Source organism: Pseudoxanthobacter sp., from assembly GCF_036822375.1.
GTDB lineage: Bacteria > Pseudomonadota > Alphaproteobacteria > Rhizobiales > Segnochrobactraceae > Pseudoxanthobacter.
In genome coordinates, this window is record NZ_DAISHT010000073.1 from 1 (window position 1) to 11,471 (window position 11,471).

Here is an 11,471-nt window from a genome sequence, read left to right on the forward strand (position 1 = left end):
GGGCAACCAGTCGCTGTTCATGCGCCGCGACGAGGTGGAGGCGGCGTGGAGCTGGATCGACCCGATCCTTGCGGCCTGGAAGGCCCACAACGTGATGCCGAAGGGCTACACCTCCGGCACATGGGGCCCCTCGGCCTCCGTGGCGCTCATCGAGCGCGACGGCCGCACCTGGCACGACGACGACAACTGAGACCGCCCGGCGCACCCCGCCTTCGCGGGAAGCGCGCCGGCGCGCTTCCCGGCTGTTCATGCCAGTTGTTCATGCCGGCTGTTCATGCCGTCCGTCCGTCCCGAAGGCACGCCTTGGCAGCGCTTCCATGCCGGCCTATGATTTAAGAACAGGTCTGAACGCGACCGCCGTTTGAGGGAGGCCATCCGTGGCAGTGGAGTTCCGGCGTCTGGCCGATGGCGAGGCCCTTGCCGAAGCGCTGGCGGGCGACGTTGCCGCCGCGCTCAGCCGCGCGGTCGCCACGCGCGGCACGGCGGCGCTGGCCGTTTCCGGCGGCCGCACGCCGGCGCGTTTCTTCGCCGCGCTGTCGGCACGGCCGCTGCCATGGGACCGCATCGTCGTCACGCTGGTCGACGAGCGCTGGGTGGACGAGACCTCGCCGCGCTCCAACGCCGCGCTGGTGCGGGCAAACCTGCTGACCGGCCCGGCGGCGGCCGCCCGTTTCGTGCCGCTCTGGAACGGAGCACCGGACCCGGCCGCCGGCCTTGCCGCGCTGGAGGCCACCGTTGCCGGCCTGCCGCAACCGTTCGCCGCCGTCGTTCTCGGCATGGGCGACGACGGCCACACCGCCTCGTTCTTTCCCGGCGGCGACCATCTCGCCGCAGCGCTCGACCCGGACGGCCCGGCGCGGGTGATCGCCATGGCCGCGCCGGGTGCCGGCGAACCGCGCGTCACCTTCACCCTGCCCGCCCTGCTGGCAACCGACCTGCTCGCCATCCACATCGAAGGCGCCGGCAAGGCCGCGGTGCTGGCGGAAGCCGGGCGGGACGGGCCGGCGGCCGACATGCCGGTGCGGGCCGTGCTGCGGCAGGCCGTTGCACCGGTCGCCATTTACTGGTGCCCGTAAGTCCGGGCGCCTTCTGCCGGCAGCGTGCGGCTGCCGGCCTCAGCTTCTGCGCCGCCTGCGCCCCGCGGGCGGCACGAAACAGCAAACCGGGCCTGCCCTGCGCAGCCCCGGACGACAGTCAGGGAGGGGAGCATGACGCTGACCGGCCGGAAATCGCTCCACGAACGCATCGGCGAAGTGACGGAGCGCATCGCCAGACGCAGCCACGACGGACGCGCCCGCTATCTGGAGCGCGTGGAGCGGGCGGCCAGCGCCGGACCGAAGCGCGACCGGCTCGGCTGCGCCAATCTGGCCCACGGCTTTGCCGGGTGCAGCAGCGTGCACGACAAGGCGCTGCTGCGCGAGGGCGTGGTGCCCAACCTCGCCATCGTCACCGCCTATAACGACATGCTCTCCGCCCACCAGCCCTACGAGCATTATCCGGCGATGATCCGCGCGGCCGCGCGCGAGGCCGGCGCGGTGGCGCAGGTGGCCGGCGGCGTGCCGGCGATGTGCGATGGCGTGACCCAGGGCGAAGCCGGCATGGAGCTTTCGCTGTTCTCACGCGATGTCATCGCGCTCGGCACGGCGGTGGCGCTGTCGCACCAGATGTTCGATGCCGCGGTCTATCTCGGCATCTGCGACAAGATCGTGCCGGGGCTGGTCATCGGCGCGCTGTCGTTCGGCCACCTGCCGGCGGTGTTCGTGCCCTCCGGGCCGATGACCTCCGGGCTGCCCAACGACGAGAAATCGCGCATCCGCCAGCTCTATGCCGAGGGCAAGGTCGATCGCGCGGCGCTGCTGGAGGCCGAGGCGAAATCCTATCACGGCGCCGGCACCTGCACGTTCTACGGCACCGCGAACTCCAATCAGATGCTGATGGAGATCATGGGGCTGCACCTGCCGGGGGCCTCGTTCGTCAACCCCGACACGCCGCTGCGCGACGAGCTGACCCGCGAGGCGACCCGCCGGGCGCTGGCGCTGACGGCGCTGGGCAACGAATTCACCCCCATCGGCCGGCTGTTCGACGAAAAGGTGGTGGTGAACGGCGTGGTGGGCCTGCACGCCACCGGCGGTTCCACCAACCACACCATCCACCTCATCGCCATGGCCGCGGCCGCCGGCATCACGCTGACGTGGGAGGACTTTTCCGACCTCGCCGAGGTGGTGCCGCTGATGACGCGCATCTATCCCAACGGCAAGGCGGACGTGAACCACTTCCAGGCCGCCGGCGGCATGGGCTTCCTCATCCGCGAGCTGCTGAGCGAGGGCATCCTGCACCGCGATGTGAAGACGGTGTGGGGCAACGGGCTCGATGCCTATGTGCAGGAACCGCACCTCTCCGCCGAAGGCAGCCTGAGCTGGCAGCCGGCCGAGGCGGAGAGCGGCGACGAGAGCGTTCTGCGCCCGGTGACCAACCCGTTCCTGACAACCGGCGGCCTGCGCGTGCTCGACGGCCCCATCGGCCACGCCGTCATCAAGACCTCGGCGGTGGCGCCCGAGCGCCACATCATCGAGGCGCCGGCGCGGGTGTTCCACTCGCAGGAAGAGCTGCAGAAGGCGTTCCGCGCCGGCAGCCTGACCGGCGATTTCGTTGCCGTGGTGCGCTTTCAGGGCCCGCAGGCCAACGGCATGCCCGAGCTGCACAAGCTGATGCCGCCGCTGGGCGTGTTGCAGGACCGCGGCCAGAAAGTGGCGCTCGTCACCGACGGACGGCTTTCGGGGGCCTCCGGCAAGGTGCCGGCGGCCATCCACGTCACGCCGGAAGCGGCCGTCGGCGGGCCCATCGCCCTTGTCCGCGACGGCGACCTCATCCGCGTCGACGCGGTGGCCGGCCGGCTCGACGTGCTGGTCGACGAGCGCGAATGGGCGGCCCGCCAGCCGGCCACCGCCGATCTTTCCGGCTCGGCCGCCGGCATCGGCCGCGAACTGTTTATGCCGTTCCGGGCCAGCGTCGGCCCGGCGGACAAAGGTGCCACGATCTTCTCAGGACTTGCAGCATGACCCGTCCCCCCGCCACCAACAATTCCAGCCTCGAAGGCGTGCTGACGCTGGCGCCGGTCGTGCCGGTGCTGATCATCGACGACGTCGCCACCGCCGTGCCGCTGGCCCGCGCGCTGGTCGCCGGTGGCATCCGGGCGCTGGAAATCACGCTCCGCACGCCGCTGGCGCTGGAGGCCGCGCGCGTCATCGGGCAGGAGGTGGAAGGCGCCATCATCGGCATCGGCACCGTGCTGACGCCGGCCCAGCTTGAGGCCTGCGACCGCGTCGGCGCAAAGTTCGCGGTGTCGCCGGGCACCACCAGCCTGCTGCTGGACGCGGCGGAGGATGCGGCGGTGAAGCTGCTGCCCGGCTCCCGCTCACCGTCGGAATCGATGATGCTGCTGGAGCGCGGCTATGTGTTCCAGAAGTTCTTCCCGGCGGAAGCCTCCGGCGGCGCGGCCTATGTGGGGGCGCTCGCCTCGCCGCTGCCGGATATCCGCTTCTGCCCGACCGGCGGCGTGACCCCGGCCAAGGCAAAGGACTACCTGAAGCTGAAGAACGTCATCTGCGTCGGCGGTTCATGGCTGACGCCGAAGGACGCGATGGCAAACGGCGACTGGGCGGCCATCACCGCCCTCGCCGCGGAGGCTGCCGCCCTGCGCGGCTGACGCAAACGCACATCATGCCCGTTTCGGGCCTGCCCGGTTGGGGCGCCGCGCCGGTTCGCCGGCCGGCGCCCCTTGCATTTTACGGGGCCCGCCATTTCTTCAGCGCCGCCATTTTTGCAGGGCGGATAGGGCCAGCGCCGGCGATTCCGCCCGAACAGGATGCATTTGCCCCTGATGCAGGCTGAAAAGCGAATGGCGGAATGACAATTGAATGACTTCAAGGGCATCATTTGCCCAATCGGGATGCATCATTTGCATATCTGCGCTGCAATCTGACCTGCTTGTCGGAGATCCGCCGATATGAGACAAGATCGTCAGTTGGTTGATCTCGCAGCGCCCCTCGCGGTTCGCTGCTGCCCCGATCGCCAGCTGTTCCCCTCTGGAAGGTGTCGTATCCTCGGATACGACGACTTAGCCGGGCCTCAACAGGTCCGGCATTTTTTTTGGCCGCACCGGCCGCGCCGTGCTTTCTCGCGCCGGTTTGATCTGTGCCGTGTCCGCCGCGGCTGCAATCGGCTATCGGGAGGGCTGAGCAGAGGCGACGAAGCGGGAGAGCCTGCCCATGGCGGTGGCGGATGGTGCGGCAAACGCCGCGGCGGCGGGGTCGGCCCCCTTCAGGTCGATCGTGATCACCGGCGCCTCCAGCGGCATCGGCGCGGCACTGGCGCGCCTTTATGCGGCGCCGGGCGTGCGGCTCGGCCTTATCGGCCAGAACGCCGGGCGCCTTGCTGCCGTGGCCGCAGACGCCGCCGCGAAGGGTGCGCAGGTGGAAAGCGCGCTGCTGGATGTTTCCGCCGGTGCAGCCATGCAGGACTGGCTCGCCGCATTCGAGGCCGCCGGGCCGGTTGACATGGTTTTCGCCAACGCCGGCATCTCCACCGGCCTGTCGCCCACGGGCACCTTTGAATCGACCGAGGATGCCCGCCGCGTGCTGTCGGTCAACACCCTCGGCGCCATCAACACCGTGATGCCGCTGGTGCCCGCCATGCAGGCGCGGCGCCGGGGACACATCGTGCTGGTGAGTTCGCTGGCCGGCCTGCGCGGCCTCGGCGAGGCCCCGGCCTACAGCGCCTCCAAGGCCGCCATCAAGGAATGGGGCATTGCACTGCGCGATGCGCTGAAGGCCGATGGTGTGAAAGTGACCGTGGTCTGCCCCGGCTTTGTGCAGACGCCGATGGGCGACCAGTTCGTCGGGGCCAAGATGTTCGTGCTTTCGGCCGATCAGGCCGCCGCCCGCATTGCCCGCGCTGTGGCCGCCAACCGGCGGCTGGCGGCCTTTCCGCTGCCGCTGGCGCTGAGCGTGCAGATGCTCGCCCACATGCCGGAGCGCCTCGCCCGGCTGATGCTGAAGATCACCGCCTTCCGCGTGCGCTCGCGCGCCCAGTAGGGCGCCGCCGGAGAGGCGGCGCCGTCATTCACTTGTCGACGGTGTTCATCTCCCAGCCGGCGTGCAGCACCCGCGGGTCGTGGCGCACTTCTTCCAGCGCGGCATCGAGGCGCTTGGTATCGAGCGAAGTGGCCACCAGCGTGACCACGACATCCATGGTGTGCTCGCTCACCTCCTCCATATCGGTCTCGGCCACCGGCAGCCCGCGCGCCGAGAACAGGCGCGTGAGGCGCCCGCGCATTTCCGGGGCCACGTCGTCGGCCACCGTCACGCGCACCTCGAACTCGCCTTCCGCATCGCGGGCATTGAGCGGCGTGGCGTTGATGGCGTTGACCACCGGACGCAGCAGAGTGTTGCCCATGATCACCGCCACCGTGGCCAGCGCGGCATCGGCCAGCATGTCCGCCCCCGCGCAGGCCCCGACCGCCGCCGAGCCCCACAGGGTCGCCGCCGTGTTGAGGCCGCGGACGTTGGCGCCTTCCTTCATGATGGTGCCGGCCCCGAGAAAGCCGACCCCCGAGACGACATAGGAAATCACCCGCACCGCGCCGTCCGGCCCGGCGATGCGCATGGCCAGATCCACGAACACGGCCGATGCCACCGCGACCAGCACGTTGGTGCGCAGCCCGGCCACGCGCTGGCGATATTGCCGCTCGGCGCCGATCAGCGTGCCCAGCACGAAGGCCGCGACGATGCTGACGACGGAATCGAAGAAATCGCCGAGCTGAAAGACTTCAATGAAACGCATGTGGCTGGTCTCCGGGTCGCGGTCGCGGGCGTGCGCGGCCGGCTCTGGCATCCGCTCCCGTCCGGCTGCGGGCGCACGGCACGGCCGTGCCGGAAACCCGATCCCGGCAGGGGTGAACCGCTCCGATGAGGTGAACCGCCCCGATGACAGGAAAATGACACGCCTCGCCGCCGGCGGCCCGCAACGGCCCGGATACCCGCGCCCGGCCGCAGCGGCGCCGCGCTATTGCTGCTGCTGCGCGGCAACCTGCCGGCCGGCGCCGTAGCCGGCAACCGGCGCCACCTCGCGGTGGCCGCCCTGCCCGCGCACGGCATAGGAAACCGTGAAGCCGTCATAGGCCGGCTCGACGCCGGCGGGCAACTGCGCCGCCAGCGCATCGTAATCGAGGTCGACATGCAGGTCGGTCAGCACTGCCCGGCGCGGCTGCAGCCGCCTGATCCACGACAGCGCATCGGATACGGCAAAATGGCTGACGTGAGGCGTATATCGCAGCGCATCGACGATCCACAGGTCCAGCCCGGCCAGATGCGGCAGGCTTTCCGGCGGCAGGTCGCAGACATCGCTGGAATAGGCCACGCCGCCGATGCGGAAGCCGAGCGAATCGATCTCGCCGTGCCTCTGCACGAACGGCATCACCGTTACATCGCCGCCCGGGCCGCCGAGCGTCAGCGCCGTGCCGGGGCGGATGCGGTGTTCCGTCAGGATCGGCGGATAGCCGGAGCCCGGCGGCGTGGCAAAGCAGTACCCGAAAGAGGCATGCAGGCGTAGCGAGGTCGGCTCGTCCATGTAGACGTCGATCCGCCGCCGCCGCACCAGAGCCAGCGCACGCAGATCGTCGATACCGTGGATGTGGTCGGCATGGGCGTGGGTATAGAGCACGGCATCCACGTCCGACACGCCGGCCGACAGCAACTGCTCGCGCATGTCGGCGCCGGTGTCGATCAGCACCGTGGTGGTGCCGTGAGGCGAAATGCGCTGCACCAGCAGTGCGCAGCGCCGACGCCGGTTGCGCGGGTTGACGGGGTTGCACGCCCCCCAGTCGCCGCCCACACGCGGCACGCCGCCCGACGAGCCGCAGCCGAGAATGGTGAACTCCAGCCGGGTGCCGGCCGATGCATCGCTGCCCGTCGTCACCGCATCCTCCGCCCTGCTCATCGGCTCCATCTCATGCACCGGCCGCCGCCGACAGTCACTGCGCGGCCACGGCCGGCGCGCCCGCCACCGCCGCCGCCCTGGTGAACAGCCGGAAGAAATTCGCCGTCGTCGCCGCCGCGATTTCCGCCTCGCTGACCCCCTTCACCTTCGCCAGCACGGCCGCCGTCTTCGCCACATAAGCCGGTTCGTTGCGCTTGCCGCGATAGGGCACCGGCGCCAGATAGGGCGCATCGGTTTCCACCAGCAGGCGATCCGTCGGCACGGTGGCGGCGATGTCGCGCACATCCTGCGAGCGGTTGAAGGTGAGGATGCCCGAGAACGAGATATAGAGCCCGAGATCGAGCGCCACCCGCGCCAGTTCCGCCCCCGAAGAGAAGCAGTGCAGCAGCGCCGGGAAACGGCCGCGGGCCATCTCCTCTGTCAGGATCTGCGCGGTATCCTCGTCGGCCGAGCGGGTGTGGATGACGAGCGGCAGGCCCGTTTCGCGCGCCGCCGCGATGTGGCGGCGGAACGCCTGCTGCTGTGCCTCGCGCGGGGCGCTGTCATAGAAATAATCGAGCCCGCTCTCGCCGATCGCCACCACCCGGGGGTGCTGCGCCAGCCGGACGAGGTCCGCCGTGGTGATGTCGGTCTCCTCGCCGGCATTGTGCGGGTGCGTGCCGACCGAGCACGTCACGCAGTCATAAGCCTCGGCGATGGCGCGGATTTCGTCGAACCGGCGCACCCGCGTGGAGATGGTCACCATGTGGCCGACGCCCGCCGCATTGGCCGCGGCGACGATGGCGTCGCGCTCCTCGGCAAAGTCGGGAAAATCCAGATGGCAATGGCTGTCGACGAGCATCACGAACCGGCCTTCTCCGCTTCCACATAGCGCGGGAACACGCCCGCCGGCGCGGGCAGCGCCGCACCGGGCGCAAGCCGCCCGGCCGGCCCGAGCGATGCAAACGCCCGGCCATCTTCGCCGATGCCGAGCAGGTCGAGCAGCCGCCCGCACGCCTCCGGCATCACCGGCTGGGCCAGCACCGCCACCTGCCGCACCACTTCCGCGGTCACATAGAGCACGGTCGCCATGCGCGCCGGATCGGTCTTGCGCAGCATCCACGGCGCCTCGCCGGCGAAATAGCGGTTCGCCTCGGCCACCACCGCCCAGATGTGATTGAGCGCAAGGTGGATTTCCTGCCGGCCGAACGCCGCGGCGGCAAGCGCATAAAGCGCATCGGCCCGCGCCAGAAGGGCCTCATCGGCCGGCGTGAAGGCACCCGGCGCCGGCACCTCGCCGCCGAGGTTCTTGGCGATCATCGACAGCGAGCGCTGGGCGAGGTTGCCGAGATCGTTGGCCAGATCCGCATTGATGCGGTTGACGATGGCCTCGTGACTGTAGTTGCCGTCCTGCCCGAACGGCACTTCGCGCAGGAAGAAATAGCGCACCTGATCGCGCCCGTAATGCTCGATCAGGCCGATCGGATCGATGACATTGCCAACCGACTTGGACATCTTCTCGCCGCGGTTGAACAGAAAACCGTGCGCATAGACGCGCTTCGGCAGCGGCAGGCCGGCTGAAAGCAGGAATGCCGGCCAGTAAACCGCATGGAAGCGCACGATATCCTTGCCGATCACATGAATATCGGCCGGCCAGTAGCGCTTGTAGCTTTCCGACTCCAGATCCGGGTAACCGATTCCGGTCAGATAGTTCGTCAGCGCATCCACCCAGACATACATGACATGGCGCGGATTGCCGGGCACGGGAATGCCCCAGTCGAACGTCGTGCGCGAGATCGACAGATCCTTCAGACCGCCTTTCACGAAGCTCATCACTTCGTTGCGGCGCTCGTCCGGCCCGATGAAGTCCGGATTTTCCTCGTAGTGCTTCAGAAGCGGCTCGGCATAGTTCGACAGGCGGAAGAAATAGCTTTCTTCCTTCACCCATTCCACCGGCGTGCCCTGCGGGCCGCGCCGCACGCCGTCCGCGCCGACCACGGTTTCGCTTTCGGCATAAAATGCCTCGTCGCGCACCGAATACCAGCCGTCGTAGGTGTCGAGATAGATGTCGCCGGCGGCCTCCATGGCCCGCCAGATGGCCTGCGAGGCGGCATGGTGGCGCGGCTCGCTGGTGCGGATGAAGTCGTCGTTGGAAGCCCCGACAGCAGCGACCATTTTCTGGAACAGCGGCACGTTGCGGTCGGCCAGTTCGCGCGCGCTCAGCCCTTCGCGGGCCGCGGTCTGCACCATCTTGATGCCGTGCTCGTCCGTGCCGGTGAGGAAATACACGTCATCGCCGTCCAGCCGCCTGAAACGCGCCAGCGCATCGGTCGCCATCACCTCATAGGCGTGGCCGATGTGCGGCGCGCCGTTGGGGTAGGCAATGGCCGTGGTGATGTAGAATTTTGAACGCTGGGTCATACCGGAATCGCCGCTCACCGCTGAAGGGTGGTCATCTCGTCTGCCCGTGATATAGCGCCGATGGCCGGCAGATCAAAGGCTTGCCGCTCAAAGGCAGCCGGATCAGGGAGATGGCCGGCGGCCCTCGGCGTCAGCCGGCAGCGGCGCGCGCCGCCGCGCTCATGTCGCGCACGATGGCCAGCATGGCCTGCCGCCGGTCCAGATTGAAGCCCTCGGTGCGGGCCACTGTCGCCTCCAGCCGGTCCCAGACCTCCGCCCACACATTGAGCGCAATCGCCGGCGCCCCGGCCTCCGCCCCCTGCCGCACCACCGCGGCCATGAAGGCCCGCAGCCGGTCGAGCGCCAGATCCCACGCCTCGCCGGCTTCGCGCGCCGAAACGAGGTCGGCCAGCGCATTGACCGCGCGCGGATCGGGCGCGCCGAGCTGGCCCAGCACCGGCGCCAGCGCGGCCTCCAGATCGAGCCCGCCGCCGTTCAGCGCCGTCACCGCCCGCCGCACGCTGCCTTCGCAGGTTGCCACCGCATGCTCCAGCGCCGCCCGGTCGCCGCCAGGCCCGAAAGCCGCCAGCGCGGCCGCCACGTCGCCATCTGCCAGCGGCCGCAGCAGTTGCCGGCGGGCGCGCGAGCGGATCGTCGCCAGCAACCGGCCCGGCGCATGGGAAACCAGCAGAAACAACCCTTTGGAGGGCGGTTCTTCCAGCATTTTCAGAAGCGCATTGGCGGCATTGGTGTTGAGATCGTCGGCCGCATCGACCAGCGCGACGCGATAGCCGCCGGCCCCCGCGGTGGACCCGAAGAACGGCACCAGACGGCGCACCTCGTCGACCGTGATCTCGGTTCGGAAGCGTCGGGCCTTGTCATCCCACGGCCTTTGCAGGTGCAGCAGATCCGGGTGCGCCCCGCCGGCCACCAGCCGGGCGGCCGCGCAGGCAGGGTCCACGGAAAGGTCGCGCGCCGCCTGCACGGCGGGCGCCGACGGGTCCGGGTTGGCCAGCACGAAGCGGGCAAAGCGCAGCGCCAGCGTTGCCTTGCCGATGCCGCGCGGCCCGCCGAGAATCCAGCCGTGGTGCAGGCGGCCGCTGCGATAGGCCTCCAGCAGCGTCGCCTCGGCCTCCCGATGGCCGAACAGCGCCGTCTGGGCCCGCGGGGCCGGCACGCCTTCCAGCGCATCCGGGTCGCCGGGGCTGCCATCCTCACGGGGGGTATCGCTGCGTCGTGCCGCTCTGGCCATCTCTGCCTGCCTGCTGAACCGGTCTGGCGGCGTCGGGCCGGCGCCGGTTGCCTGCCTTTACGCCGCGCGCGGGGCGCCGCGCCCGGTGCCGCCAAGGCCGCCCCAGCGCTGCGTGACCGCCGCCCAGATCGCTGCTTCCACGGCATCCGGCGATGCGCTGCCATCGACAACGACGCAGCGCTCCGGCTCGGCCGCCGCAATCGCCAGATAAGCCGCGCGGCGCAGGCGGTGAATTTCCACGGTGTCGGCCTCGAACCGGTCGGTCGCCGCCAGCCCGCGCCGCTCCGCCGCCCGCGCCAGCCCGGTTTCCACCGGAACATCGATGATGATCGTCAGATCGATGCGCAGGGTGCCCAGCGCCAGCCGCTCCAGCGCCGCGATCAGATCCGGCGCAACGCCGGACGTGCCCTGATAGACGCGGGTGGAATCGGTGAAGCGGTCGCACAGCACCCACACGCCGGAAGCGATGAGCGGGCGAATGACGGATTCGACGTGGTCGATGCGCGCCGCCGCAAACAGCATGGCCTCGGCATCGGCCCCGAGCGCGCTCGCCGCGCCGCTCAGCACCACATGGCGCACCGCCTCCGCGCCCGGCGAACCGCCGGGTTCGCGCGTGCTGCGCACCGCAAGGCCGAATCCCGACAGCCGGCGCGCCAGACGCGAAATCTGCGTGGACTTGCCAGCCCCCTCGCCGCCTTCGAATGTGATGAACCGGCCGGCCAAGGTGCCGTCCCTCCCTGTCGCGTTGCCGGCTGTCGCCGGCGCGGCGCTACCATGCCGCAGAGCGGACGGCGCTGACAATAGCACCCGGACAGCGCCGGCCCCGCTTTCCGCGGCGCCCGGC

Annotated in this window: 11 protein-coding genes and 1 pseudogene; 5 read left to right on the plus strand and 7 right to left on the minus strand. The window is 69.9% G+C overall.

Annotation, left to right across the window (positions count from 1 at the left end; genetic code table 11):
* From V7067_RS08975 to eda, 4 genes and pseudogenes are all read left to right on the plus strand, one after another.
* Nucleotides 1-190: pseudogene (locus tag V7067_RS08975) on the plus strand (glucose-6-phosphate dehydrogenase); the annotation flags it as partial.
* A gap of 187 nt (nucleotides 191-377) precedes the next feature.
* Nucleotides 378-1,076: a 6-phosphogluconolactonase gene (gene pgl, locus V7067_RS08980; RefSeq protein WP_334175555.1), complete on the plus strand. Its 699-nt coding sequence runs from the start codon at nucleotides 378-380 to the stop codon at nucleotides 1,074-1,076.
* A gap of 132 nt (nucleotides 1,077-1,208) precedes the next feature.
* Complete coding sequence (gene edd, locus V7067_RS08985) at nucleotides 1,209-3,059, plus strand: phosphogluconate dehydratase (RefSeq protein WP_334175556.1); 1,851 nt, start codon at nucleotides 1,209-1,211, stop codon at nucleotides 3,057-3,059.
* Nucleotides 3,056-3,706 carry a bifunctional 4-hydroxy-2-oxoglutarate aldolase/2-dehydro-3-deoxy-phosphogluconate aldolase gene (gene eda, locus V7067_RS08990; RefSeq protein ID WP_334175557.1) on the plus strand — a complete coding sequence of 217 codons (651 nt, stop codon included), beginning with the start codon at nucleotides 3,056-3,058 and terminating at the stop codon, nucleotides 3,704-3,706. The genes edd and eda overlap by 4 nt, the downstream gene beginning before the upstream one ends.
* A gap of 99 nt (nucleotides 3,707-3,805) precedes the next feature.
* On the opposite strand, the gene V7067_RS08995 is transcribed toward eda, so the two are convergent.
* Nucleotides 3,806-3,958 carry a hypothetical protein gene (locus tag V7067_RS08995; protein ID WP_334175558.1) on the minus strand — a complete coding sequence of 51 codons (153 nt, stop codon included), beginning with the start codon at nucleotides 3,956-3,958 and terminating at the stop codon, nucleotides 3,806-3,808.
* A 310-nt stretch (nucleotides 3,959-4,268) separates the two neighbouring features.
* Here V7067_RS08995 and V7067_RS09000 point away from each other — a divergent pair, with 310 nt between their 5' ends.
* Entirely contained in the window at nucleotides 4,269-5,093 is an 825-nt protein-coding gene (locus V7067_RS09000; protein ID WP_334175559.1) for an SDR family NAD(P)-dependent oxidoreductase, read from the plus strand.
* A gap of 28 nt (nucleotides 5,094-5,121) precedes the next feature.
* Here V7067_RS09000 and V7067_RS09005 read toward each other — a convergent pair whose 3' ends face one another.
* The 6 genes from V7067_RS09005 to tmk all read right to left on the minus strand — a co-directional run bounded on the left by V7067_RS09005 (nucleotide 5,122) and on the right by tmk (nucleotide 11,350).
* Entirely contained in the window at nucleotides 5,122-5,841 is a 720-nt protein-coding gene (locus V7067_RS09005) for an MgtC/SapB family protein (RefSeq protein ID WP_334175560.1), read from the minus strand.
* A 222-nt stretch (nucleotides 5,842-6,063) separates the two neighbouring features.
* Nucleotides 6,064-6,996 carry an MBL fold metallo-hydrolase gene (locus V7067_RS09010; protein WP_334175561.1) on the minus strand — a complete coding sequence of 311 codons (933 nt, stop codon included), beginning with the start codon at nucleotides 6,994-6,996 and terminating at the stop codon, nucleotides 6,064-6,066.
* A 34-nt stretch (nucleotides 6,997-7,030) separates the two neighbouring features.
* Nucleotides 7,031-7,837 (minus strand): TatD family hydrolase, encoded by an 807-nt coding sequence (locus V7067_RS09015; RefSeq protein WP_334175568.1) that lies wholly within the window; start codon nucleotides 7,835-7,837, stop codon nucleotides 7,031-7,033.
* Entirely contained in the window at nucleotides 7,837-9,396 is a 1,560-nt protein-coding gene (metG, locus tag V7067_RS09020; protein ID WP_334175562.1) for a methionine--tRNA ligase, read from the minus strand. Before metG ends, V7067_RS09015 begins: the two co-directional genes overlap by 1 nt.
* 130 nt (nucleotides 9,397-9,526) lie before the next feature.
* Entirely contained in the window at nucleotides 9,527-10,627 is a 1,101-nt protein-coding gene (locus V7067_RS09025) for a DNA polymerase III subunit delta' (RefSeq protein WP_334175563.1), read from the minus strand.
* A gap of 57 nt (nucleotides 10,628-10,684) precedes the next feature.
* Nucleotides 10,685-11,350 (minus strand): dTMP kinase, encoded by a 666-nt coding sequence (tmk, locus tag V7067_RS09030; RefSeq protein WP_334175564.1) that lies wholly within the window; start codon nucleotides 11,348-11,350, stop codon nucleotides 10,685-10,687.
* Nucleotides 11,351-11,471: the final 121 nt, after the last annotated feature.

What these genes read in the sequence shown, in the direction of transcription:
- V7067_RS09015 (WP_334175568.1), bottom strand. Translation starts at nt 7,837, where the DNA reads ATGCTCGTCGACAGCCATTGCCATCTGGATTTTCCCGACTTTGCCGAG.
- V7067_RS08995 (WP_334175558.1), bottom strand. Translation starts at nt 3,958, where the DNA reads ATGATGCATCCCGATTGGGCAAATGATGCCCTTGAAGTCATTCAATTG.
- eda (WP_334175557.1), top strand. Translation starts at nt 3,056, where the DNA reads ATGACCCGTCCCCCCGCCACCAACAATTCCAGCCTCGAAGGCGTGCTG.
- V7067_RS09010 (WP_334175561.1), bottom strand. Translation starts at nt 6,996, where the DNA reads ATGAGCAGGGCGGAGGATGCGGTGACGACGGGCAGCGATGCATCGGCC.
- edd (WP_334175556.1), top strand. Translation starts at nt 1,209, where the DNA reads ATGACGCTGACCGGCCGGAAATCGCTCCACGAACGCATCGGCGAAGTG.
- V7067_RS09025 (WP_334175563.1), bottom strand. Translation starts at nt 10,627, where the DNA reads ATGGCCAGAGCGGCACGACGCAGCGATACCCCCCGTGAGGATGGCAGC.
- V7067_RS09000 (WP_334175559.1), top strand. Translation starts at nt 4,269, where the DNA reads ATGGCGGTGGCGGATGGTGCGGCAAACGCCGCGGCGGCGGGGTCGGCC.
- metG (WP_334175562.1), bottom strand. Translation starts at nt 9,396, where the DNA reads ATGACCCAGCGTTCAAAATTCTACATCACCACGGCCATTGCCTACCCC.
- V7067_RS09005 (WP_334175560.1), bottom strand. Translation starts at nt 5,841, where the DNA reads ATGCGTTTCATTGAAGTCTTTCAGCTCGGCGATTTCTTCGATTCCGTC.